This is a genomic window from Snodgrassella alvi, assembly GCF_002777745.1.
GTDB classification, from domain to species: domain Bacteria; phylum Pseudomonadota; class Gammaproteobacteria; order Burkholderiales; family Neisseriaceae; genus Snodgrassella; species Snodgrassella alvi_D.
In genome coordinates this window covers 25,807-49,428 of record NZ_MEIO01000002.1, presented here as the reverse complement: position 1 = coordinate 49,428, position 23,622 = coordinate 25,807, and the positions used below count along the sequence as shown (strand labels likewise).

Annotated in this window: 22 protein-coding genes, 1 tRNA gene and 1 rRNA gene; 6 read left to right on the top strand and 18 right to left on the bottom strand. The window is 40.9% G+C overall.

Annotation, left to right across the window (positions count from 1 at the left end):
• Window positions 1-377 (bottom strand): 16S ribosomal RNA (locus BHC51_RS00675); the annotation flags it as partial.
• 635 nt (window positions 378-1,012) lie between these two features.
• Window positions 1,013-1,744 (bottom strand): DUF3472 domain-containing protein, encoded by a 732-nt coding sequence (locus BHC51_RS00670; protein WP_100136102.1) that lies wholly within the window; start codon window positions 1,742-1,744, stop codon window positions 1,013-1,015.
• A gap of 325 nt (window positions 1,745-2,069) precedes the next feature.
• Between BHC51_RS00670 and BHC51_RS00665 the strand changes: the two genes are divergently transcribed.
• The 3 genes from BHC51_RS00665 to BHC51_RS00655 all read left to right on the top strand — a co-directional run bounded on the left by BHC51_RS00665 (window position 2,070) and on the right by BHC51_RS00655 (window position 4,005).
• A complete protein-coding gene (locus BHC51_RS00665; protein WP_100136101.1) occupies window positions 2,070-2,843 on the top strand; it encodes an energy transducer TonB in 774 nt (257 codons plus the stop codon).
• A gap of 79 nt (window positions 2,844-2,922) precedes the next feature.
• A complete protein-coding gene (locus tag BHC51_RS00660; protein WP_100101894.1) occupies window positions 2,923-3,588 on the top strand; it encodes a MotA/TolQ/ExbB proton channel family protein in 666 nt (221 codons plus the stop codon).
• 3 nt (window positions 3,589-3,591) lie between these two features.
• Window positions 3,592-4,005 (top strand): ExbD/TolR family protein, encoded by a 414-nt coding sequence (locus BHC51_RS00655; RefSeq protein ID WP_100136100.1) that lies wholly within the window; start codon window positions 3,592-3,594, stop codon window positions 4,003-4,005.
• A gap of 309 nt (window positions 4,006-4,314) precedes the next feature.
• Here the strand turns inward: BHC51_RS00655 and lpxA are convergent, their stop codons facing one another.
• From lpxA to rpsB, 13 genes are all read right to left on the bottom strand, one after another.
• The gene (gene lpxA / locus BHC51_RS00650) at window positions 4,315-5,091 is read right to left on the bottom strand and encodes an acyl-ACP--UDP-N-acetylglucosamine O-acyltransferase (protein ID WP_100099317.1); all 777 of its coding nucleotides are present in this window, start codon (window positions 5,089-5,091) and stop codon (window positions 4,315-4,317) included.
• Between the two features lie 119 nt (window positions 5,092-5,210).
• The gene (gene fabZ / locus BHC51_RS00645; RefSeq protein ID WP_100099316.1) at window positions 5,211-5,669 is read right to left on the bottom strand and encodes a 3-hydroxyacyl-ACP dehydratase FabZ; all 459 of its coding nucleotides are present in this window, start codon (window positions 5,667-5,669) and stop codon (window positions 5,211-5,213) included.
• Window positions 5,670-5,673: 4 nt separating this feature from the next.
• Window positions 5,674-6,735, bottom strand: a complete 1,062-nt coding sequence (gene lpxD / locus BHC51_RS00640; RefSeq protein WP_100136099.1) for a UDP-3-O-(3-hydroxymyristoyl)glucosamine N-acyltransferase — start codon at window positions 6,733-6,735, stop codon at window positions 5,674-5,676.
• A 9-nt stretch (window positions 6,736-6,744) separates the two neighbouring features.
• Window positions 6,745-7,245 carry an OmpH family outer membrane protein gene (locus BHC51_RS00635; RefSeq protein ID WP_100136098.1) on the bottom strand — a complete coding sequence of 167 codons (501 nt, stop codon included), beginning with the start codon at window positions 7,243-7,245 and terminating at the stop codon, window positions 6,745-6,747.
• Window positions 7,246-7,268: 23 nt separating this feature from the next.
• On the bottom strand, window positions 7,269-9,641 hold the full coding sequence (gene bamA, locus BHC51_RS00630) for an outer membrane protein assembly factor BamA (RefSeq protein ID WP_100136097.1): 2,373 nt from the start codon (window positions 9,639-9,641) through the stop codon (window positions 7,269-7,271).
• 3 nt (window positions 9,642-9,644) lie between these two features.
• Window positions 9,645-10,985 (bottom strand): RIP metalloprotease RseP, encoded by a 1,341-nt coding sequence (gene rseP, locus BHC51_RS00625; RefSeq protein ID WP_100153089.1) that lies wholly within the window; start codon window positions 10,983-10,985, stop codon window positions 9,645-9,647.
• A gap of 14 nt (window positions 10,986-10,999) precedes the next feature.
• On the bottom strand, window positions 11,000-12,202 hold the full coding sequence (gene ispC / locus BHC51_RS00620) for a 1-deoxy-D-xylulose-5-phosphate reductoisomerase (RefSeq protein ID WP_100153088.1): 1,203 nt from the start codon (window positions 12,200-12,202) through the stop codon (window positions 11,000-11,002).
• Between the two features lie 7 nt (window positions 12,203-12,209).
• Window positions 12,210-13,019 carry a phosphatidate cytidylyltransferase gene (locus BHC51_RS00615; RefSeq protein WP_100153087.1) on the bottom strand — a complete coding sequence of 270 codons (810 nt, stop codon included), beginning with the start codon at window positions 13,017-13,019 and terminating at the stop codon, window positions 12,210-12,212.
• Between the two features lie 4 nt (window positions 13,020-13,023).
• The gene (locus BHC51_RS00610; RefSeq protein WP_100099309.1) at window positions 13,024-13,773 is read right to left on the bottom strand and encodes an isoprenyl transferase; all 750 of its coding nucleotides are present in this window, start codon (window positions 13,771-13,773) and stop codon (window positions 13,024-13,026) included.
• Between the two features lie 28 nt (window positions 13,774-13,801).
• A complete protein-coding gene (frr, locus tag BHC51_RS00605) occupies window positions 13,802-14,359 on the bottom strand; it encodes a ribosome recycling factor (protein ID WP_100099308.1) in 558 nt (185 codons plus the stop codon).
• Between the two features lie 129 nt (window positions 14,360-14,488).
• Complete coding sequence (gene pyrH / locus BHC51_RS00600; protein WP_100099307.1) at window positions 14,489-15,208, bottom strand: UMP kinase; 720 nt, start codon at window positions 15,206-15,208, stop codon at window positions 14,489-14,491.
• Window positions 15,209-15,382: 174 nt separating this feature from the next.
• A complete protein-coding gene (gene tsf, locus BHC51_RS00595; protein WP_100099306.1) occupies window positions 15,383-16,255 on the bottom strand; it encodes a translation elongation factor Ts in 873 nt (290 codons plus the stop codon).
• Between the two features lie 113 nt (window positions 16,256-16,368).
• Window positions 16,369-17,118: a 30S ribosomal protein S2 gene (rpsB, locus tag BHC51_RS00590; RefSeq protein ID WP_100153086.1), complete on the bottom strand. Its 750-nt coding sequence runs from the start codon at window positions 17,116-17,118 to the stop codon at window positions 16,369-16,371.
• A 214-nt stretch (window positions 17,119-17,332) separates the two neighbouring features.
• Between rpsB and BHC51_RS00585 the strand changes: the two genes are divergently transcribed.
• Window positions 17,333-17,941 (top strand): 5-formyltetrahydrofolate cyclo-ligase, encoded by a 609-nt coding sequence (locus BHC51_RS00585; protein ID WP_100153085.1) that lies wholly within the window; start codon window positions 17,333-17,335, stop codon window positions 17,939-17,941.
• Between the two features lie 1,772 nt (window positions 17,942-19,713).
• Here BHC51_RS00585 and nfsB read toward each other — a convergent pair.
• From nfsB to BHC51_RS00570, 3 genes are all read right to left on the bottom strand, one after another.
• Window positions 19,714-20,358, bottom strand: a complete 645-nt coding sequence (gene nfsB / locus BHC51_RS00580; protein WP_100099303.1) for an oxygen-insensitive NAD(P)H nitroreductase — start codon at window positions 20,356-20,358, stop codon at window positions 19,714-19,716.
• A 459-nt stretch (window positions 20,359-20,817) separates the two neighbouring features.
• On the bottom strand, window positions 20,818-21,777 hold the full coding sequence (locus tag BHC51_RS00575; protein ID WP_100123558.1) for a nuclease-related domain-containing protein: 960 nt from the start codon (window positions 21,775-21,777) through the stop codon (window positions 20,818-20,820).
• 126 nt (window positions 21,778-21,903) lie between these two features.
• Window positions 21,904-21,988 (bottom strand) — tRNA-Leu (locus BHC51_RS00570).
• A gap of 205 nt (window positions 21,989-22,193) precedes the next feature.
• Here BHC51_RS00570 and BHC51_RS00565 point away from each other — a divergent pair.
• Window positions 22,194-22,844 (top strand): SCO family protein, encoded by a 651-nt coding sequence (locus BHC51_RS00565; protein WP_180296385.1) that lies wholly within the window; start codon window positions 22,194-22,196, stop codon window positions 22,842-22,844.
• Window positions 22,845-22,950: 106 nt separating this feature from the next.
• Window positions 22,951-23,604 carry an ATP phosphoribosyltransferase gene (hisG, locus tag BHC51_RS00560; RefSeq protein WP_100099300.1) on the top strand — a complete coding sequence of 218 codons (654 nt, stop codon included), beginning with the start codon at window positions 22,951-22,953 and terminating at the stop codon, window positions 23,602-23,604.
• Window positions 23,605-23,622: the final 18 nt, after the last annotated feature.

The following is a 23,622-nucleotide window of genomic DNA, read 5'->3' as shown; positions in this document are numbered from 1 at the left end:
CCCCATTGTCCAAAATTCCCCACTGCTGCCTCCCGTAGGAGTTTGGGCCGTGTCTCAGTCCCAATGTGGCGGATCATCCTCTCAGACCCGCTATGGATCGTCGCCTTGGTAGGCCTTTACCCCACCAACTAGCTAATCCAACATCGGCCGCTCAAATAACGCGAGGTCCTAAGATCCCCCGCTTTCCCCCTCAGGGCGTATGCGGTATTAGCCATCCTTTCGGACAGTTATCCCCCATTACTCGGTACGTTCCGATGCATTACTCACCCGTTCGCCACTCGCCACCAGAGAGCAAGCTCTCCGTGCTGCCGTTCGACTTGCATGTGTAAAGCATGCCGCCAGCGTTCAATCTGAGCCAGGATCAAACTCTTATGTTTAATCTTAGCTTGTTGCAATACCAAAGTTCCCTTTAGTATCACTGGTCTGCTTCAAAGTTATTGACAAGATATGTTTTTATCTCGTCTCTCTGAATCAGTGTGAGGCTTATCCGCACTCACACTTATCGGTAATCTGTTCTGTTAAAGAGCGTTGCTTTCGACTGCGTTCTACTTTAAACTGTTTAGTTCGTTTCGTGTCGCGTCATCAGCGAAGAAGGCGAACTATACGCCCCCGAAGTACCACTGTCAACAACTTCTTCCGATTATTTTTGGAAAATATAGCATATGACTGTTTTTTAATGCTTTATTATTGACACTTTTTTAATCATCCCTACCTTTTTTGCTTTTACTTCTTCTTTCCCCTTTCTCTGTTCGGCCGCTTTTGACTTCTTTTTGCTCTCTTTATTGACTTTATTCTGTAGCTGCTCTGCTCTTTAAATACTATGCTTATGTGTGTTGTTGTCTATATATTGTAATCAATATTTTTAAGTATAAATTTGATTTTGATTTTTCTATGTTCATTGTTTTTCTATGGCTGTAATTACTTTTTAGTTAAGATTATCGCACTAAGATCAATATCGATAAGCAAAAAGCACGTTTTAAAACGTGCTTTTTGGGTCTCTAAATCGTGAATGTTATTTATAACCACCTTTTACTAATGTTCCGCTTTCGTCATGTTGCCATGTAATGGCACCAGGGCAGGCCTGTGAGCCACCAGATAAGGTGGAAATATTGCCTTTAATGGTGCTGTTGTTGGCGGTGGGTGGTAAAAATTTAACTTCATAGTAAGGCCAACCTTTTTTATCACACGTCAGATGAAATGACGGATTGTTCATCTTGTAATTTTCAATCCATGAAATTTGTTTATTATTTAGATTACCTGCAGATGGGCTAACCTCCCATTGCCCAATAATATCCCGGCGTCCGGTAGTCTGATTAGTAACAGTTCCCATCAGCAGATTGCCATTTTTTTGTACTCTAAAAGTAAAGGTGTCTCCTAGTTCTCCTGGAATATTTATACGGCAGGTAGCCCCACTTCTGGCTCCATCTGCACCACCTTTGCAATTAGGATGTCTGACAATGGTATCTTTACGAAAGCTGCTGAAAAGTACTTTGAATTGACGTGAACCGTCCTTGGCATTGGTAGTGGGCTGGATACCGGTATAACCTATTCCTCCGCCTCCGATAAAGCTGAATTGATTGGCAAAATAAAATTCATCAATAGGTGCGGCCTGATTGATTGTAATAGCAAAGGTGATATTTTCTATTGTATTGGAAGTTGGAATACTCCAATTTAGTGTAGGTGTTGCTGCTAATGCCCGAGCAGCAGCAAAAGGCAGCATGATTGCTATTATTCGTTTTTTCATATTTTTCTCCTGTTGTTCAGAATTAATTTTTTAAAAATTGTTAGTGATATTAGATCCACAATAATTATATTTTAAGACTTTACCAATATAATTCATGTTGTTCAAAAATTTATTTTTTATTGCTGAGGTTATTCAAATATGCTCAGCTATAAAAATATTCTCAAATGGATTTGTCATGCATGTATAAATCTAGTTCAAAATCTGGCTTAATTTTAGTTGTAATCAGTTTGTAAATTGCTTGGCTTAGCTTTGCTAGAACAATCTTAATATTTTAGTGTTAAGTTATATTGCAAATAATAATGGTTTCTATTATCATGACAAAAATATGGAAAATCAACGTAAAGTCAATTTTTTAATTGTTGTTCTCGTACTGGGAATGCATGCTTTTCTATTTTGGGCAACACTAGCTATTAATACGCAACAAAAAATTGATACTAAGCAACAAGTACTTAATTTTGTTGACTTGGGCATGAGTTCAAATCAGGTAGTTCAAGCAGCTAATGATACCGCTCTAAAGCCACAATCCCAACAATCTGACGTGCGCAAGCAAACGGTAAAGATACCTGTTAGTAAAGTGGTGCCCGAAAAATCATTAATTAAGCCTGTGGTTGCAACCAGGGCACAAAATCAATTTAAGGTTACTCCGCCGAAAGAGGATACGCCAAGATTAACGGCGGCGGCAGAAAAGGCTGCGCCAATAGCTCCTGCACCTATAAATAATGTTGCGGATTCAATATCTGCAAACAATAATGAAAAAGCTGAAGCTGCATCTGTTAATGGTAGAAGTACAGGTGATCAGGCTGGGGGCAATTTGGTAGTACCAAAAGAATACCAGGGTGGTTTTTTGACTGCGTTAAAGCCAATTTATCCTCCTGATTCGGTGAGTAATGGAGAAGAAGGTGTTGTGGGATTGACTGTTTCGGTATCGGCAGATGGTAAAGCACAGGATGTTGTGATAAGTAATAGTAGTGGTTATAGTCGCCTTGATCGTTCAGCCAAGCAGGCGGTATTGAGGTATCGTTTCAAACCAGCTACTCGTGGTGGGTTGCCGATTCCATACAAATATCATTTTAATATAGCTTTTCGGATGCCTAATTGATAGCAATAACGGTAATGTGATTTTTGTATTTTGAAATGATTTAATTAAATCATTGTTAACTTTGAAGGTAATTATTCTTATGGACGGTAATATTGCTTCAATTTATGCCCAGAGTGGCTGGATTTTGCTGACGGTTTTGGCCATTCTTGTCTTGATGAGCATTATGACCTGGATTATTGCGTTAGTACGTTGCTGGAGTTTATGGTGTGCTAAACGTGATAACCGCGCTGCATTAAGTTGTTTTGCAACTGCTGAGAATCTGGCTCAGTTGCAACATGAGCTGGCAGATAACCAGTCGCCAGTAGCTTTACTGACACGTGATGCCATGCAGGCCTGTAAGCTTTATCATGATAAAGCTAATCATTCATTGGCCGCAGCGATGCCTTTCAATCAGTATCTCACAAGCCAGATTCGCAATAGTATGGAACAGGTTATGCGCCGCTATGAAAGTGGATTGACTGTCTTGGCCTCAATCAGCTCTAGCGCGCCATTTATTGGGCTATTTGGTACTGTGTGGGGCATTTATCATGCTTTAATTAATATTGGCCATAGTGGGCAGATGAGTATTGCTGTAGTTGCTGGCCCAATTGGTGAAGCATTGGTTTCCACAGCTATTGGCCTGTTTGCTGCTATTCCGGCATTGTTGTTTTATAACGGTCTGGTACGCAGTAAGAAAAATTTAAGTCGCGATCTTGATGGCTTTGCTCATGACTTACATGCACAGTTATTAAACAATGGGGATTAAGTGATGGCATTTGGTCATTTCAGTGACGATGAGGTTCATGAATCGGCAGATATTAATGTGACTCCGCTGGTTGATGTAATGCTGGTACTGTTGATTGTGTTTATGATTACGATGCCGGTATTAACTCACTCTATTCCATTAACTTTGCCTACTGCTGCCAATCCTGCACAACAGGCTGAGCCGACATCTCCGCTACGTTTATCTATTGGATCTGAGGGGCAGTATAAATTAGGTGATCAGACTCTTTCGCTGGTGCAATTGCAGAATGATTTACATCTGAAAGTACAGGCTAATCCAGATGTGGTACTGGCCATTGCTGCTGATAAGCATGTGGCTTATGATCATGTTGCTCAGGTGTTAGCAGCGGCTCGGGATGCTGGCTTGGTGAAAGTTGGCTTTGTTACGGAAGACAAGTGAGAAGAATTAACTAATAGTTCAAATTGTCGAAGTTTACTTGGTCTCTATACTCTATCAGGGTAACCACATTAATGGGCTTTTTTAAAAGGAAAAGCCCATTTTTTCATATCAGCTTAATAAATGATGATATTCTGTATGTACCATTTATTATTCATATGACCGCTAAATTGCATTGATATGCTGATTCTAGTCGATACTCAGTTCTGGATTTGATGGATACTAAGGAATATATTTGTCTGGTTAAAGTCTGTATTTATGGATAAAACAGCTAGATTAGTTTCTGCTAATCTAGCTGTTTTATTTAATTTTTTAGCGAATTACGCCCCGAGTGGACTGTGAGAAAAATTCTTTAAACACTTGTAATTCAGGTGCTGAATCTGCTTCTGCAATAATTCTGGCTTTGGCATCAGCATAACTTAATCCTTGCCGATAAAGGATTTTATACAGGCGTTTGATGTTGGCAATTTGTTCTGCTGTAAAGTTGTGGCGACGTAGGCCTTCGGTATTAAGCCCGGAAGGTTCGGCTCGATAACCGGCTGCCATCACATAAGGCGGAACATCTTTATGCACTCCCGCTGCGAATGCAGTCATGGCATAGTCGCCAATATTGCAAAATTGATGTACAAGTGAGAAACCACCCAGTATTACATAATCACCGATGACAACATGTCCTGCTAATGAGGCATTATTGGCAAAGACTGTATGGTTACCAACAACACAGTCGTGAGCCAGATGGACATAAGCCATGATCCAGTTATTGTCACCTACGCGGGTTTCTCCAATACCGGTAACTGTACCGGTATTGAAGGTGGTAAATTCTCGAATGGTGTTATGGTTACCAATAATTAGTCTGGTTGGTTCGCCACGGTATTTTTTGTCCTGTGGAATCGCTCCCAGTGAGGCAAACTGAAAAATCCGATTGCCTGTTCCAATAGTGGTATGTCCATCTATAACAACATGAGGTCCGATATCGGTATCGGCACCAATCTGCACATTGGCACCAATTACGGTGTAAGCACCCACAGATACGCTACTATCGAGTTCGGCTTTGGGATCAATAATGGCTGTGGGGTGAATCTGCGTCATGTATATTTCCTACAGTCGTAGTTTAACGACCAGTTTAATCATATGTGATTAATATTCCAGTTGTGCACTATATATGCACTTACTCTATTTGTATTATGTGCTTATGTTATTGGTAGTCTTTATTTGTCTACCTTGCGCTTGGCACACATAATTTCGGCCTCTGCTGCAATCTGATCCTCTACCCATGCAGTAGCTTTGAATTTTCCGATATCACGTTTGTTTGCCAATAGTTTAACTTCAAATCTAAGTTGGTCACCAGGTATAACTTGGCGTTTAAAACGGGCATTATCGATACCAACAAAGAAATAAATTTCATCATCATCACGGCCACCATGACTCAAGATTGCCAGTGTGCCGCAGGCCTGTGCCATGGCTTCGATAATCAGAACGCCGGGCATAACCGGAAAATCGGGAAAATGCCCCAGAAAAAAAGGTTCATTAGCTGTTACATTTTTGATTGCACTCAAGGTCATGGCTTCGCTGTCGTAAGCGGTGACACGATCAATCAGTAAAAATGGATAACGGTGAGGCAATAATTTTTGTAGGGTACGAACGTCTAAAGGTAAAGACCAATCCATTGCTTTAATCCTGTTGGTTTGATGATTTGCCGTTCAACTCGGCTAATTGGTGTTCCAATGCTTTTATTTTCTGGCTCATTTCGTGTAAATGACGAATATGTGCAGCATTTCTTACCCAGTCACCGTGTTTTTGTAATGGGAATATAGAAGCATAGTAGCCACTTTCTTTAATGCTGTGGCTAACAGCAGTAGCTGCGCCAATGGTTGTTTTTGGTGGTATGTTTAAATGACCGCCAATCATCGCTGCGCCACCAATAACGGAATAGGCGCCCACTTCTGTACTGCCGGCAATGCCGGTACAGGCCACAATGGCTACATGAGCACCGATTTTGCCATTATGACCAATCATAACCTGATTATCAATTTTGGCATCGTTGCCAATAATAGTGTTTTCGATAGCACCGCGATCAATTGTGGTATTGGCACCGATTTCAACATCGTCGCCCAGAACTACACAGCCAGTCTGAACAATTTTGAACCATTCGTTTTTCTGTTTGTCCCAGGCGAAACCAAAGCCATCAGCACCAATGACGCAACCAGAATGCAGTTCTACTCGGTTACCTAGCTGACAACCATGATAAAGGGTCACGTTGGCGTGGATAATACAATCATTGCCTATTGTACAGTCCTCTTCGATGACTGTGCCCGCCAGAATACGTGTATTTTCACCAATCACGCAATGCTCGCCGATAATAACATGGGCACCAATTTCACAACTGGCTGCAATTTGTGCTGTCGGGGCAATAATTGCACTGGGATGAATACCTGCCTTGGCCTGTGGGCGTGGATGAAATAAACGCGCAACACGAGCAAAGTAAAGATAGGGATCGTCGGTGACAATCAGAGAACGGCCAGATAAAATTTCAGCAGATTTTTCGGTAACAATTAATACACCAGCACGGCTGGCAATTGCTTCAGTACGCAGACGAGGATTACTCAGGAAGCTGATATCATGAGCTTCTGCCTGTTGCAACGAAGTAATATTGGTGATAGTTACATCATCACCACGCAATTGTCCGCCCAGTTGTTCAACCAGAGCGGTGGCGGTTATCTGGTTCACAGCCATAATTCTGCCTTACTGTTTTTGTTCATTTAATGCTTTGATAACGGCATCTGTGATGTCAAATTTGCTGTTAACAAATATGGCATCTTGAATGATAAGGTCATAGCCGTATTTTCGTGCCATATCGATGATGACCTTATTGGCATTTTGCTGGAGTGAAGCAAACTCTTCATTGCGACGTAGGTTGTAATCTTCTGCCAGTCCAGATGCCGCTTCTTTATACTGCTGATCCATTTGCAACATCTGTTTGATTTTTGCTTCTCGCTCTGCCTCAGGTACTTTACCCGATTCAATTGCTTCTTTGAGTTTCAGGCCTTCAGCTTGCATGGCTTGCAGTTTTTTTTGCCGTGGCGCAAATTCTTTATCCAAATCTTTCTGGATGGACTGTGCCTGAATAGATTGCTGATAAACTCGGCTGGTATCAATAAATCCAAGTTTTTGTATGCTTTCTGCCCATGCTAAAGTACAGGAAAACAAAGTGGCAGCAAATGTTAAGACAATTTTTTTAAGCATAAATTTGTCCTTGTCTGACACGATTAGAACGTGGTTCCTAACTGGAATTGGAAGCGTTGCAATTGATCTTCCGGTTTTTTATGAATCGGATAGGCATAACTGAATTTCAGAGGTCCCATCGGCGATAACCAAGTGATAGCCAAACCTGCTGAATAGCGTACCTCGTTACCAAAACTGGATTTATGTGTTTTGGAACCACCATAGGGGTCCTTTTCATTTTGGTAGTTGTAGGTTTTGTTATCCCATACGCTACCTGCATCTGCGAACATACTCAGACGGACAGTATGCTGGTCTTTAATTCCCGGGAACGGGAATAATAGCTCTGCAGTGGCAGTGGCAATATAATTACCACCATAACTGCTGGAATCGTTGCTGTATGAGCCATCACTGTATCTGTTGAAGTATTTGGGACCAAGTGTACCAGATTCATAACCACGCACTGAACCTAAACCACCACCATTAAAGGCATACATAAATGGTAAGTCTTTGGTTTTACCATAGCCGTCTGCATAACCGAGCTGACCATACAGCATAATAGTTAAGTTTTTACTTAATGGGAAATACCAGCGTTGGTCATGACTAATGCTGTAGTACTGTAAATCACCGCCCGGTAAACCACCATCAATATTGGCATTCGTAATATATCCACGAGTCGGCCATACGGCACTGTCTGTAGTATTGCGCCCCCAGCCTACGGTTCCTTTGAAAATCCAGTTATTTTTACCGTATTTATCAACAAACTCCTCATAACGCCATGGTGGATTGTTATATAGTTTAATTCCGAGGTGTTCTACACCCAGACCAAAATTGATACGATCATGCTCAGTAATGGGAACGCCCAGATTCATGCCTGCACCAATTGTGGTAGTCTTATAGTCCATGGAGTTACTGTCTGATTTACTTGGATCGTAACCACGGTAATACATGTTATACCCTAAACTTACGCCATCGGGGGTGAAATACGGATCGGTAAAGGACAGTGCTGCAACCTGACTAACTTTGGAACGGGATAATTGCAGGCTAGCTGATTTGCCGGTACCAAATAGGTTGTCCTGTGAAATACCTGCTGACAGCAGCAAGCCATCATCTTGTGCCCACCCTGCACCGACATTGATTGATCCTGTTGAACGTTCTTTAACGCTCAAATCCAGATCTACTTGATCCGGTGTACCTGCCACGGGTTTAACATCGACTTCAGCATTATCAAAGTAGCCCAGTTGTTGAATACGCTCTTTGGAGCGGTTAATTTTAGATACATCGTATGGTGCGCGTTCCATTTGCCGCAATTCACGCCGCAACACTTCATCGCGAGTTTTGTTGTTACCGGTGATGTTGATTTGATTAACATATACTTTACGGTCGGGTACTACGTTCAGGACGAAGTCTACAACATGGGTATTTTCATCAGTCACAGGACGAACATTAACTTGACAGAAAGCATAGCCTGAACTGCCCATTTTTTCTTGAATTGCTCTGATGATATTAATCATCTGTGAGCGGTTATACCATTTACCCTGTTTGATTTTTACCAGTTTCTGTAATGATTCTACTGGTACTTCCCGAGTATCGCCGCTAACGGTTACTTTACCCCAGCGGTAACGGGCTCCTTCATCTACTGTGATATTAATTACCTGAGCCGTTTTGTTTTCACTATTGTTCACTTTGACATCGGCAATACGAAAATTCAGATAGCCATGATCCTGATAATAATTATTGATTTTATCCAGATCCTGCTGTAATTGGGTATCAGAATAGCGGTCATCCCTAGTTAGCCAGCTTGTCCAGCTTTTCTGGCTTAGTGACATCTGATTGCGTAAGTTATGTGCTGAAAACTGATTGTTACCACTAAAATTAATTGATTTGATGGTTGTGGTTGAACCTTCATCAATTTTTAGTTCAAGGGCAACACGATTACGTTCCAGTCGGGTAACTTTAGGCGTGATTTTCACGGCATTCTTGCCACGCTGACGATATGCATCCTGCAAACCACTTATGGCCTGCTCCAGTGTAGCAGGATTAAATACGCGGGATTGCCCTAAACCAAAGCCACTCAGGTTTTTCTTGATATCGTTATTGTTGATTGACTTGCCGCCGATAACATCAAAACTGCTGATAATTGGCCGTTCAACTACGGTTAACAGTACCTGACTGCCCATAGTTTCAACTCGAACATCATCAAAAAAACCTGTGGCATATAATCTCTTAATGATGCCTTCACCTTCAGCATCGGTGAATGTATCCCCAATTTTAACCGGCAAATAACTGAAGACGGTTGTAGGTGCCGTACGTTGCAAACCCTCTACCCGAATGTCTTTTATGGTAAACGGTTCAACTGCTAAAGCCAGTGAAGACAGGCCCAGAGCCATTAAACTGACAGTAATCTGCTTTAATTTCATCATTCATCCAAACAAGCGGGTAATATCATTGAAGAAAGCCACCAGCATTAACATTAACATGGCAGCGATACCAAAACGTAGCCCCAATTCCTGTATACGTAAACTTAGGGGCTTACCGCGAATCCATTCGATCGCATAATACAGTAAATGCCCCCCGTCTAATACGGGAACGGGTAATAAATTCAGCACACCAAGACTCACGCTAACAAGTGCCAGAAATTCTGTATAGCTCTGCCATCCCATGGCTGCGGTTTTGCCAGCGACATCAGCGATAGTCAAAGGCCCAGAAAGATAATGCAACGATGCCTGACCGGTGAGTAATTTGGCAAACATGGAAAGGGTTAGTGTAATGTAATCCCAAGTACGCTGCATAGCCAGTTGTACTGATTGAAAAAAGCCGGGCTGATAATGCTCGCGAATCTGTGTATCCCATGCTTTATCGCGCATGGCAGCTACTCCAACCTGTCCGACAATGGTACCTTTTTCCAGCACTGAATCCGGTCGCAGGCTGGTTTGCAGAATCTGTCCGTTGCGCTGATAGGTAATATTCAGTTTAGCACCGGCACTGGCACGAATACTGTCCACCCAGTCCTGCCAGTCTGTAAGTTTGCGGCCGTTGATGGTTAATAGGATATCACCAGCATGCAAACCAGCTTTTGCTGCTACGCTATCGGGTACAACCATACCTATCTGGTTAATAACCTTAAACGGTACGATACCCAGATAACCAGTTTTGGCAACATTATCTGCGGCACTTGTACCGGCGATATTGAACTGTCGCTGGTCGGGATGTCCTGCTGTAGTAACGACATCAACCTGAACTTTACCGCTATCCAGATTCAACATGATCTTTGCCTGAGCATCTGTCCAGTCGGTCACTGGCTGTCCATTCACGCTAATGATGCGATCACCAGTCTGAAAGCCGGCATTTGCAGCCACGCTTGCCGGTTCAACCATGCCGATCCACGGACGAATCTGGGTAATACCACCTATACTGAAACTGGCAGCATACAACAATACGGCCAGCACCAGATTGGTTAGTGGGCCGGCCACAACGATTGCAATACGTTTAAGTGGATGTTGCTGGTCAAAAGCATATGGCAAGTCAGCCTTACTGACCTCACCTTCACGGGTGTCTACCATTTTGACATAACCCCCAAGGGGGATTGGTGCCAGACACCATTCGATATTGGCGCGTTTCACGCAAAAAAATGGTTTACCAAAACCAATGCTAAAGCGCAGTACTTTAACACCGCACCAGCGTGCTACAACCAGATGGCCTAATTCATGCAAACTTACCAGCAGTAAGATCGCGACAATAAAAGCAACTAAGGTTAATAACATGGCTTATCCTGTTCTCATCTGGCAGCTCGGCTAGCTACCCATGTTTTTGCTACGCTACGTACTTGTGTATCCAGTAGCAAAAGCTCCTCAATGGATGATGCAGATTGTCCACTGAAGTGCTGTAGGCAGCTATCTACTATTGATGCCAAATCTGTAAAGCGAATGAACCCATCCAGAAAAGCGGCCACTGCAATTTCGTTGGCAGCATTCAATACACAGGAGCTGGCAACGTGGCCACTGTGCAATACCTCATAGGCCAGTTTCAAGCATGGAAAACGTTCAAAATCTGGTGCCAGAAAGTTTAAGCCACTTAAACGGGTGAAATCCAGTTGTTTAACCCCGGAATCAATCCTATCTGGCAAACCCAGACAATGAGCAATCGGAATACGCATATCTGGTTCACCCATTTGTGCCAGAACTGAACCATCTATATAGCGTACCATACTGTGTATCACACTTTGCGGATGAATGACTACCTCCAACTGGTCGGCAGCGGCATTAAATAGCCAACGAGCCTCAATTAATTCAAGACCCTTGTTCATCATGCTGGCTGAATCCACGGAAATTTTGCGTCCCATTTGCCAGTTGGGATGGCGTATCGCAGCTTCAGGTGTAATGGCAGCAAAATCTGCCAGTGCGGTATGCAGAAAAGGGCCACCAGATGCAGTTAAAATCAGAGAGGTCACTCCGGCCTGCTCCAGATCGCCTTGATAGTCTGCCGGCAAAGCCTGAAAAATTGCATTGTGTTCGCTATCAACCGGCAACAGCCGCGCACCATTTTGCTGTACGGTTTGCATAAATAATGCACCGGCAACTACCAGCGTTTCTTTGTTTGCCAGATAAATGGTTTTACCTGCTTTGGCCGCAGCCAAGGCTGGTTTTAGTCCGGCAGCACCGACAATGGCAGCCATCACTGCATCAGTTTCACTGGCCTGAGCAACATCACACAAGGCCTGTTCACCGAATAATACTTCGGTTTTCACAGTAGCAGCCTGTAATTGTATCCGCAGAACACTTGCCTGTGCTGCTGAGGCTACTACAGCATAAACTGGCTGAAAACGAATACATAGTTCTGCCAGACGATCAATTTGCTGGTGTGCGGTCAGTGCGAAAACAGCAAATCGATCAGGATGGCGAGCTATAACATCCAGAGTATTCAGGCCAATACTTCCGGTAGCCCCCAGGATGGTTATGGACGTTGGATTATAACCACTCATCAGGAAATCACTTTACAATAAAACAAGCCAATAAGGCTGCATAAACGCTTAGTACAGCAATCAGAGAATCTACCCGATCAAATACCCCTCCGTGACCAGGCAAGAGCTGGCTGCTGTCTTTTACGCCGCCGGCACGTTTCAGCCAGCTTTCTAGTAAATCGCCACAGATACTCACAGCAGTTAAAATCACAGCCAGACACAGGGTTTGCCACATGGGCAAGGTAATAGGTAGCCAGCCTTGCTGTTGTAAAACAATTGTATAGATGGCAACACAGATAACAGCACCGACAGCTCCTTCCCAGCTTTTATTCGGGCTGATTGTCGGTGCCAGTTTTCGTTTACCCACCGCTCTTCCGACAAAATAGGCAGCAATATCGGCAATCCACACCAGTGCCATGATGGACAGCAAGCCAGTGGCTGCAACGGTATCTGGCCGCAGGGATATTAAAGCCTGCCAAAAAGGTATCATTAACAGCCAGCCAATCAGGATACCAAACAGGTTAGGCCTGATTTTCCATTTAAATTTTAACCAAACCGGCACGATAATCAGCCAAAACAGCAGTACCGCTATTTGTATTCCGAGTGGTAATGCATTCTGTTGATAACGAAAGTAAAGATAACCCCCCCCGACGGCAGTAGATAGCAGATAGAGGGCGTTCTGTATACTAGAAAAATGAACAATACGGGCATATTCCCATAACGCCAGTAGTGCTATCATACCGCAGAAAGCAGCCCATAAACTGTTGTTCGCCCCAAACAACATACTTATCATTAGGGGCAATAAAACCAGAGCAGTGAGAATACGTTGTTTGAGCATAAAATCAAGGACGCTGTTGGGTAAGTGGCAACTGCTCCGAAGTTCTGCCAAACCGTCGCTCCCGAACCTGATAGGAACGGATAGCAATATTCAGTTGGGATTCGTCAAAATCAGGCCACAGAACTGGCGTGAAATATAACTCAGTATAAGCCAGTTGCCATAAAAGAAAATTACTGATGCGGGTTTCACCACCAGTGCGGATAAACAAATCTGGTTCCGGAGCATTACCAAGTGACAGATATGGAAGAATACTGGTCTCGGTCAGCTCGGTAGCCCCCGCCTGAATAGCCTGATTGGCTGCCTGCAAAATATCCCAGCGACCACCATAATCAGCTGCGATTGTCAGTGTAAGGCCAGTATTAGCGGCAGTTAATGCCTCGGCATCTTCAATACCACGCACAATTTCTGCTGCAAAACGGCTACGATCCCCAATTACACGCAGACGCAGGTTATTTTTATGCAGTCTTTGTACCCGTTTTTGCAATGATTGCAAGAACAGATTCATAAGAAAGTTAACTTCATCAGTCGGCCGACGCCAGTTTTCGGTAGAAAAAGCAAAGACGGTCAGATACTCTACGCCCATACGTGCGCAGTTGGCCGTCATTTCTTCCAGAATTTCCAGACCTTTTTTATGCCCCATAATACGTGGCATAAAACGCTTTTTAGCCCAGCGTCCGTTACCATCCATGATAACGGCTATGTGACGCGGAATTTCAGTGTGATCAGGTACGCTTTGGGTACTGCTGGTAGTCAAAACACATCCTTTACGTCGATTAAAAGGTTTAGATTGCCATCAGGTCGGCTTCTTTGGTGGCCAACATTTTATCAATTTCAGCAATGTATTTATCGGTAAGTTTCTGAATGCCTTCTTCACCACGGTGTGCTTCATCCTCACTGATTTCCTTGTCCTTGAGCAGACGCTTGAGGTCATTATTGGCATCACGGCGAACATTACGCACTACTACCCGGCCATCTTCCACTTCGCCACGGACTACTTTTATCAAATCTTTGCGCCGCTCTTCTGTGAGCATGGGCATTGGCACCCGAATTAAATCACCCATGGCTGCTGGATTCAAACCCAGATTGGAGTTACGGATTGCTTTTTCGATAACGGCTGCCATTTTGCTTTCATAGGGTTTAACCCCAATGGTACGTGCATCCAGCAAGGTTACGCTGGCAACCTGACTAACTGAAACCATGCTTCCGTAGTATTCTACTTCTACCTGATCAAGTAATCCGGTATGCGCGCGCCCTGTGCGGACTTTAGACAGATTATCGCGCAATACCTCGATGGATTTCTGCATTTTGGTTTCAGCGGTGTGTTGAATTTCGTTAATCATGAACATTCCTGTCTGAACTGGTTGCATTTATTTCATTTTCTCGAAACTTTTGCTACCAGAAAATGGCAAACGCGCATACTAACGCAGTTATACGCGTTACCACAAGTTTAGTTAAGTAGCTGGTGGATTTTATACGTGTACTAATGTACCTTCATCCTCACCCATTATGACATTCTTCAGTGCACCTGATTTGAATATGCCAAATACCACGATATTCAGTTTCTGCTCTCTGCATAAGGCAAATGCTGTGGCATCCATTACCTTCAGATTCTGACTGATTGCGTCATCAAAAGTAATTTGTTGATATCGTCTGGCTTCAGGATTGGTTTTGGGATCAGCAGTATAGACACCATCTACGTTGGTTGCTTTTAACATAATATCACAATTCATTTCTACACCGCGCAGACTGGCTGCTGTATCTGTGGTAAAAAACGGATTACCGGTTCCTGCTGCAAAAATGACTACTTTGCCCTCTTCCAGATATTGAATGGCTTTGGGACGGGCATAAGTTTCTGCAACCTGTTGCATACTCAAAGCAGACTGAACTCTGGCTTTAACTTGCTGGCTTTCAAACGCTTCTTTCAGTGCCAGCGCATTCATTACCGTTGCCATCATGCCCATATAATCGGCTGTTGCACGTTCCATGCCTTTGGCTGACTGTGCCATGCCACGAAAGATGTTGCCACCACCAATAACAATGGCTACTTCTACGCCCATATCGACCACTTCTTTGACCTGTGCGGTGATTTGCATAATAGTATCGCGATTGATACCGAAAGCATCTGGCCCCATCAGGGACTCACCGGATAGTTTCAATAATACACGCTTGTATTTAGCTGGTTTAGTCATGATCATTCTTTCTGTCAGTTTGCCATTAGATAATTAACAGCTATCACTATAATTTTCAATGGATAAGGATGGGAACTTTTATTTCAGTTATCTCAACTGGGATAAACAGATAACTCAAAAAAAAGCACCCTGATTCAGAATCCTGAATCCAGAGTGCCTATGGCATTAAAAGCCTTATACTTTAGAAGCAGCAGCGACTTCAGCGGCGTAATCTACTTCTTTTTTCTCAATACCTTCACCAACGTGGAAAGCAACAAAACGGTTTACTTCAGCATTCTGTTCTTTAAGGAATTTTTCCACAGTCTGATCAGGATTGATAACAAACTGTTGTCCCAGCAAGGTTACCTCAGCCAGAAACTTCTGCACGCGGCCTTCAACCATTTTTTCAATGATGTTTGCCGGTTTACCAGAAGCAGCAGCCTGCTCTTCATAGATGTGGCGTTCTTTAGCCACAATTTCCGGATTTACTTCAGCAGCAGAAACGCATTGTGGCTTAGAAGCAGCAATATGCATTGCTACCTGACGGATTGCCTGAGTGTCGCCACCTTTGTGCTCAACCAGCACACCGATTTTGGTACCGTGCATGTAGGTAACAAGACTGTTTTCGGTTTCAATACGTTCAAAGCGACGTACAGTAATGTTTTCACCCAGTTTGGCAATAACGGCTTTACGTGCTTCTTCAATAGTTACGCCGTCATCAGTTTTGGCTTCAGCCAGAGCTTCCAGAGTAGCTGGATTATGTACGACAACAGCTTTGGCAACAGCCTGAGCAAAGGCCATAAAGCTGGCATCTTTGGCTACGAAGTCTGTTTCACAGTTAATTTCGGCTACAGCACCTACTTTACCATCTACATACTCGGCAATAACACCTTCTGCTGCAGTACGGCCAGCCAGTTTGCCAGCTTTGGCACCAGATTTAATGCGCAGAATTTCTTCTGCTTTTTCCATGTTACCTTCGGCCTCTACCAGTGCTTTTTTGCATTCCATCATGCCTAAACCGGTAGCAGCACGCAAATCACCTACCATTTTTGCAGTAATTGCAGCCATGTTTTACTCCTTAAACTTGATTACGCTCAGCCGGATAGATATCAGGCTGAAAATTTGTTTCAAAAAAAGGGGCACTAACGTCCCCTTCTTTTACAAAGATGCGAGATAGCTGATTATTCAGCAGTAGCTTCGGCCTGTTTCTCTTCAGCAGCCTGAGCAGCCTGAACCACTTCCTGTAAAGATTGAGCTTTACCTTCTAGAATGGCATCGGCAATACCGCGGCAATACAGACGGATTGCCTTGGCTGAATCATCATTACCCGGAATCACGTATTTAACATCGTCAGGGCTGTTATTGGTATCAACTACAGCGATAACCGGAATACCCAGTTTGGCTGCTTCTACCAATGTACCTTTCTGATAGCCGGTATCGATAACGAAAATTGCATCTGGCAAGCCTTTCATGTCTTTGATACCGCCCAAAGAACGTTCCAGTTTAGCCACTTCGCGTTGCATTTCAAGCACTTCTTTTTTACCATAACCGGCTTCAGTGGCATTTTCCAACGCAGCAGTTTTTTCTTCCAGACGCTTGATAGACTGTTTTACGGTTTTGTAGTTGGTTAGCATACCGCCCAGCCAGCGATGATCTACGTAAGGAGCGCCAGCACGGGTTGCTTCTTCCTTAACGATATCACGTGCCTGACGTTTGGTACCTACAAACAGAACTGTACCTTTGTTGGCAGCCAGACGGCGCACAACATCCTGCGCTTCTACAAACAGCGGCAGGGTTTTTTCCAGATTGATGATATGAATTTTGTTACGCGCACCGAAAATGTACTCAGCCATTTTCGGGTTCCAGTAACGAGTCTGATGACCAAAGTGTACGCCTGCTTCCAACATCTGGCGCATGGTAATTTGTGACATAATTCGATCCTTAAAGGGTTAAAGCCTGACACCGCCACGCATAGAACTCTGCAACAGAGCACCCTTTCGCGTACGATGCGAGCGTTACTAAAATTTTTACCGAGGTAAAACCAAGGAATAATACAGGAAAAAATACATTTTCACAAGTATAGCAATCCATACCGCTTATTCCATCGTCTAAAACCATTGTATATAAATTTGTCAGTTTAAATCCATGACTACTTACTCAGATAAACAGCAATTACGGCGACTGCTGCGCCAACGCAGGAAAGCATTAAGCCAAGAATCACGTCGATTAGCCACCAAGAAAATCAACCGCCTCTTGTATCCATTTATTCGTCGTCAGAAACGCATAGCCGTTTATTGGGCTGTTGGTAGTGAATTATCCTTGTGGTCATTTATTGTTACTGCGCAGAAACGCGGCGCGCAGGTTTATTTGCCCTATATAGAATCTAAGAAACGTCAGCTATGGTTTACGCCCTGTCCTCGTCTCCCTCGCCGTCACGCTACTATTCGTTATCTGAACCTGCATCACCAGAATACCGGCAAGCATAAAATACCGCAGTTTAATGGATGCAAAATCAGAGCCCGCTATTTACATACTGTGCTGATACCTCTACTTGGTATAGATCATCAGGGCAATCGACTTGGACAGGGTGGCGGCTATTATGATGCAACGCTGGCAAATTTTCGCTATCTTCAGCCATTGTTAGTGGGTGTAGGTTTTAGCTGTCAGCAAGTAGATACTATTAAATCAGAAAGCCATGATATTAACATACCCATATTTGTCAGTGAAAATGGCTACCAATATCTGAATAGATAGCATTCAAAATTATGCAAAAAACGGGTTGTATTGAAATATGATATAAATTTTTATATTTTTAGTAATCCGAAGAGTGCTATTTTAAAATCGGCTTAGTTGCTGTGTTTTCATTATATGTGTGCCAAATTTATGCAAGCTTTATTGTGGAGAAATGAAAGTAAACTCTGATTTATAAGATATTAAATTTTATTATAATGATAAATATAATTTGTTATTGAATTTACTGGAAATAGGTTATTTTTACTATCTATATTACAATGCTGTTGTTAGATAAATTATTATAAATTGAAATATAGCAATATTTTGTACTTACACTCTAAATTAGGACAGAGCAAAGGTTGAAATTTCCTTGTTACTTACGAAGGATTTAATATGCAAAATGACAGCGTAGCGAATAGTATCGATAGAAGAAAAAAGCTGTGTTCTATTAACACATATGTCACAAGCATTACATGATGAATTTCACTTTTTAAACATTAATAAAATACCATAATATAGAAATCAAATTAAATGAAAGTTTACTTTATACTGGGATTTTTCTATGCAAAAAATTAAATTTAAAGAAATTGCAGATGTTAAATCATTTACCCATATTGATAATAATTACTCTAAAGTTAAATATTTTGTTTTCTATAACTATAGAAACTAATAAAAATAATAATTTAACAATTATATGGTAAAGAATTGGTAGCAAATTAAAGAAAGATCATTACAAAGAATAAATTAATAGCTAGGTTATGGAAATTAAATGCCAAGGTAAATGAAATTTTTAGCTATATTCTGGGGATGGTGTCGCTAGTGCGTGTTTTTCACAAAAGCAGAATACAATAACTTTATCATGTAAATAAATTAAGTATTGTTATCAGAGAAGATAAGCTAAATGTTTTATATAGAGATAGTCAAATGCAAAAGATAGTCGCTGCCACCGTGATAATCACTAAAAAATTAAGGAAAATGGTATGTATGATTCAAAAAGAACACTAAAAATTCCTCAAACCACTGCGCTAATACAATACGACAACTGTTGAAGTTAACTCAATAAATCAAATATCTATAACATGTAATTGAAGTGATAAAAATTAAAATTAGATTTACTAATCAACTAAATGTATCAGGTAAATTTATACGAGTAACTAACAATGTACATAAATCAATCACAATATACGGCTTTAACCTTAAATAATCGAAAACAGTATTATCAGTTAATAGTCTACGACCAGCCAAAAGTTGTATCAAGTAATCAATAAAACCGCACAAAAAAGAGCGGTAACTTAAAAGGAGAGGTTCATATATTGTTGCTTATCGGAATAATCAAAATAACAGGCAAGAATGGGTTGTTAATGATTTCAAGTAACTAATATTCTATGGATGAAGTATGGTAATGTAACTTTTCCATACTTGGTACATAACTCACATAGAAAGGCACTCATATATGTATAGAATATAGCTTTAAATTATATTGATATTAAATATTGAATCAATTTCAATTAGATACTGCTATATACTTAATTTAGATAGTGGCACATTATTTAGTTTTTGATTAAAAAATTCAATGATATATTATTATTAGAATATTAAGATTATTATGCTAAGTATGAATAATTTTTGTATGAAATCTTAGTTATCTTATCTATCCACCTCAAAAATTTGTCATTTAAATATATAATATATTACTGGCTTTGTTATTTTTAATCACAGTTCGCCTTACGTTAAGCTAGATTCTTTTAGTCAGCGAAAAGAATCTAGCTTAATTTATAAAATCGGAAAATAAATTATACCTGAGTAAATATCTGCTCTTTCGGCAGCCGCGATTTCGGGCGGCTAGCATTGTCGTCATCAGCTGCACGATAGCCCAGACTTACGACCAGAATGCTTTTTAAACCCTTTTGTTTTAATCCTAAAATATCATCCATTTTCTCATCATCAAAACCTTCGATTGCTGTTGAATCAATCCCTATAGACGCAGCAGCAAATAATAATTGTCCTAACGCAATATATAATTGTCTGCCTTCCCATGCCTGCTGTCTTTCAGGCGTTGAGCTATTTTTATTGATAAAGAAACGCCGCCCTTTATCCTGCATTTCCTTCACTTCTGCATCATTAAAACGCCCATCTTTTTCTTCCTGTACCAGCAAATTCTGCAAGTATTGTTCATCTAACGGTGTTTTTATACAAAATACAAGTGTATGCGAAGAATCTGCTACCCGCGGTTGATTGAACTCCAGTATCGCGGGCATAATTTTTTCACGAGCCTGATCGTTATCTGCGATGAAAAAATGCCAAGGTTGTGAATTAACTGATGATGGGCTATTCCTTATGACTTCTAATAGCTGTTCAAATTGTTCTGCAGAAATTTTTTTACTTTTATCATAATGCTTAGTGGTATAACGCCACTCTGATATATCAACGATGTTCATATTTGTACTCCTGTGATGCCTAGCTGCGATGATGATGCTTATCAATTCAATTGATAAGCCATAAATACTTTAATTGAATTTATATTAATCTTAAGGCTCCATTAGTACAATATGTATTCCTTTTAAATTTGGGTATAACGTATTCAGGTCAATCACAAGTTTATGAATCAACATACTAAATTTTGTTACCATATGTAATCATCAGGAAATCACTGAATCCAGTCAGTCCGGCTTGACGATAACTCTGAGATTAATATTGCTTTAAGCAGAATTCACTTAAAGTTAATTGAATATCTTTATTTTAAATTTATACTCTGAAAATCAAACTGATATCGATGGCAGAACAACCTAATCAGATATATAAAAAGTATTTGGTTTTTATTTCAACTCACTATTTTATTTCGGCTTGAATTACATGCTGTTAGATCATCAGGTAAGCAAGATTCTATCTGTTTACGGTTATTGCTTAATTTTTTGCTGACATTGATAGCAGTAAGCCTTTCCTTTAAATATTTTTTTATTATTCCAGCAATACTGCGCCACTATTAATGAAATATTTTTACAGCAAGTTATACAAAAATGTTTCTCTTCAGTCACATCAGACTGATAATTATCAATCGTTTTAGTTTTGTGTTTGATTTCTATTTTATTTGCTGGCTTAGCAGGTATCTGTACTTTAAGTATATCTGCATAATCAGATAAACCAAAATAAGCATACCAATCTTTTTGTATTGGGCTGTGTAATTTTACCAACTGATAGGCAATATCTTTTAATGTTTCAGAAGAAACCTTTTTGATAAGGTGGAATAAATTATTACTATTACTAAGTTCGGCTACTTTGGTTTTCAGTTGATCATTCTTGATAATGCAATCAATGCCAGCAATATTAACTTTAGGGCGGCGAATATGTGCCTCGCTGGAAACAAGTATTAAGCTATACAGCGTAGGTTGCAGACGTATTCCTAAGCGGGTCGGCAATGCAACTAAGCTGGATTTGAATATATTTTTCAAGATACTAATATGACGTTGATTCTGCTCTAATGGTGAAGACATTCCCTGTGTTTTGCCATTATATAGCTGAGAAAATTCTCCTTGCTCATTTATGCTGATTTCACCAGCAACTCTTTTGCTTTCACAGACAAAAACTTGTAACTTTCGATTGATAAGCAGGTGATCAATCTGAGCAATCCTTCCCTGAAATGGCAACCGCAGATCATGAATAACTACCCAATCATCACTCTGACCAAAATGAAATTGCAACTGATAAGCAGATTGCTTTTCACCTTTAATTCCTGAATAAATAAATTTGAGTTGTTGCTCAATTTTATGGCGAGTGTTGGTAAGTAAATCAGGCCGAAGCAATAATTGATTCAGTGTTTCTATGTCCCCTGTTCTAATATCGGCTTCTTTGATAACCATTATTTCAGTCCACGCTAAATAGTACAAATAGTCTTATTTATCTAACCCTAAATATCTAAATTTTTACTTATTAAGAGTTCAATGAAAAAATACCGCTACTTTGATAATAGCGGTATTTTTAAAATCTGGTGCCCAGGGACGGACTCGAACCGTCACACCTTGCGGCGGGGGATTTTGAGTCCCCTGCGTCTACCAATTTCGCCACCTGGGCTAGCGAAGAAGACGATATTATAGCGGATTTTCCAATGTTGTAAAGATTTTTTTTATGGCAAAAAATTTTTTTAATTATTTCTAATTAAAATATTGATTTTATATTTGATTTTTTTTATATTTTACTTAAATTTAGAACTAGAAATCTGTATAGTATTTTTATCTAAACATTATAAATGTGCGACTTCTGTATTATTAATAAATTTATGCTTAAAATCCAATCTTTTCTGGCTATAATGATATCCACACTGATGCTTGGGGCATGCCAGCCTCAGTCGACAGCCTCAGTGGCACAAGCCGCAAGTACAACAGACATTGTTCAGCCAAAGCAATTCAATTTTGAAGGCAGTGATGTCCGTGATGCAGGTCTCGGTGGTAAAGATTTTTCTTTACTGGGTGCAAATGGAAAAACAATACATTTGCGAGATTTTCGGGGTAAAGTTGTAGTGCTGGTATTTGGCTATACTCATTGTCCCGATGTATGTCCAACCAATTTGCTTTCATATGCTGATGCCATAAATCAACTGGGTGAAAAGGGTAAACAGGTACAGGTTTTATTTATTACTGTAGATCCTCAGCGTGATACACCACAGGTTATGACTGCCTATGCGTCCGCTTTTAATCCAAATTTTATTGGTCTGACAGTAGACAAACAACACGTGGAAGCGCTTAATAGTGTTGTTGATCAATATAAAATTGCTGTACGCAAAGTGGCCGGCAGTAGCCCAAATGAATATCTAATTGATCACAGCACAGGTACTTATTTGCTAGATAAACAGGGACATACCGTGGTTTATGAACCACACAGCCAGACAGCAACTCAATTGACTCATGACATAAAACAGTTGTTAGATTAAAATTATATGATTAATATTTTTATAATTTATGAAAATTTATTTTATACAATAATAAATTTATAGCTTAACAAATTTTATTTATCCTCTATACTTATACTGATAAAAAATGACTGCACAATTAACCATAGCGTTATCCAAAGGACGAATTTATGAAGAAACTCTGCCATTACTGGCAGCAGCCGGAATTAATGCAATTGAAGACCCAGAACAGTCACGTAAACTGATTATTAACACTAATCATGATAATATTCGTTTAATTATTGTGCGCGCAACAGATGTGCCCACATATGTTCAATATGGTGCAGCTGATTTTGGAATTGCCGGAAAAGATGTTTTAATTGAACATGATGGCGATGGGCTATATCAGCCTCTGGATTTAAATATTGCCCGATGCCGAATGATGGTTGCTGTACGCAAGAATTTTGATTACGCAGCAGCCTCGCAACCTGGTTGCCGTTTGCGGGTAGCCAGTAAATACCCGAATATTGCTGCCGAGCATTTTGCCGGTAAAGGTGTGCACATTGATTTGATTAAATTGTATGGCTCGATGGAGCTGGCTCCATTGGTAGGACTGGCCGATGCAATCGTTGATCTGGTTTCTACCGGTAATACATTACAGGCAAATAATCTGCAGGCAGTAGAACATGTGGTAGATATTTCCAGCCAGTTGGTGGTAAACAAGGCAGCTCTAAAGCTGAAATACACAACCATACAACCCATTATTGACGTTTTTGCTGATGCAAAAAATCAAGGATTTTAAACTAAATTTTTATTTAAC

What these genes read in the sequence shown, in the direction of transcription:
- bamA (WP_100136097.1), bottom strand. Translation starts at nt 9,641, where the DNA reads ATGAAATTAAAGCAGATTACTGTCAGTTTAATGGCTCTGGGCCTGTCT.
- pyrH (WP_100099307.1), bottom strand. Translation starts at nt 15,208, where the DNA reads ATGACTAAACCAGCTAAATACAAGCGTGTATTATTGAAACTATCCGGT.
- BHC51_RS00565 (WP_180296385.1), top strand. Translation starts at nt 22,194, where the DNA reads ATGCTTAAAATCCAATCTTTTCTGGCTATAATGATATCCACACTGATG.
- BHC51_RS00665 (WP_100136101.1), top strand. Translation starts at nt 2,070, where the DNA reads ATGGAAAATCAACGTAAAGTCAATTTTTTAATTGTTGTTCTCGTACTG.
- fabZ (WP_100099316.1), bottom strand. Translation starts at nt 5,669, where the DNA reads ATGGATTGGTCTTTACCTTTAGACGTTCGTACCCTACAAAAATTATTG.
- BHC51_RS00670 (WP_100136102.1), bottom strand. Translation starts at nt 1,744, where the DNA reads ATGAAAAAACGAATAATAGCAATCATGCTGCCTTTTGCTGCTGCTCGG.
- ispC (WP_100153088.1), bottom strand. Translation starts at nt 12,202, where the DNA reads ATGAGTGGTTATAATCCAACGTCCATAACCATCCTGGGGGCTACCGGA.
- BHC51_RS00585 (WP_100153085.1), top strand. Translation starts at nt 17,333, where the DNA reads ATGACTACTTACTCAGATAAACAGCAATTACGGCGACTGCTGCGCCAA.
- BHC51_RS00635 (WP_100136098.1), bottom strand. Translation starts at nt 7,245, where the DNA reads ATGCTTAAAAAAATTGTCTTAACATTTGCTGCCACTTTGTTTTCCTGT.
- rseP (WP_100153089.1), bottom strand. Translation starts at nt 10,985, where the DNA reads ATGTTATTAACCTTAGTTGCTTTTATTGTCGCGATCTTACTGCTGGTA.
- frr (WP_100099308.1), bottom strand. Translation starts at nt 14,359, where the DNA reads ATGATTAACGAAATTCAACACACCGCTGAAACCAAAATGCAGAAATCC.
- rpsB (WP_100153086.1), bottom strand. Translation starts at nt 17,118, where the DNA reads ATGTCACAAATTACCATGCGCCAGATGTTGGAAGCAGGCGTACACTTT.
- BHC51_RS00660 (WP_100101894.1), top strand. Translation starts at nt 2,923, where the DNA reads ATGGACGGTAATATTGCTTCAATTTATGCCCAGAGTGGCTGGATTTTG.
- lpxD (WP_100136099.1), bottom strand. Translation starts at nt 6,735, where the DNA reads ATGGCTGTGAACCAGATAACCGCCACCGCTCTGGTTGAACAACTGGGC.
- BHC51_RS00655 (WP_100136100.1), top strand. Translation starts at nt 3,592, where the DNA reads ATGGCATTTGGTCATTTCAGTGACGATGAGGTTCATGAATCGGCAGAT.
- tsf (WP_100099306.1), bottom strand. Translation starts at nt 16,255, where the DNA reads ATGGCTGCAATTACTGCAAAAATGGTAGGTGATTTGCGTGCTGCTACC.
- nfsB (WP_100099303.1), bottom strand. Translation starts at nt 20,358, where the DNA reads ATGAACATCGTTGATATATCAGAGTGGCGTTATACCACTAAGCATTAT.
- BHC51_RS00575 (WP_100123558.1), bottom strand. Translation starts at nt 21,777, where the DNA reads ATGGTTATCAAAGAAGCCGATATTAGAACAGGGGACATAGAAACACTG.
- BHC51_RS00615 (WP_100153087.1), bottom strand. Translation starts at nt 13,019, where the DNA reads ATGCTCAAACAACGTATTCTCACTGCTCTGGTTTTATTGCCCCTAATG.
- lpxA (WP_100099317.1), bottom strand. Translation starts at nt 5,091, where the DNA reads ATGACGCAGATTCACCCCACAGCCATTATTGATCCCAAAGCCGAACTC.
- hisG (WP_100099300.1), top strand. Translation starts at nt 22,951, where the DNA reads ATGACTGCACAATTAACCATAGCGTTATCCAAAGGACGAATTTATGAA.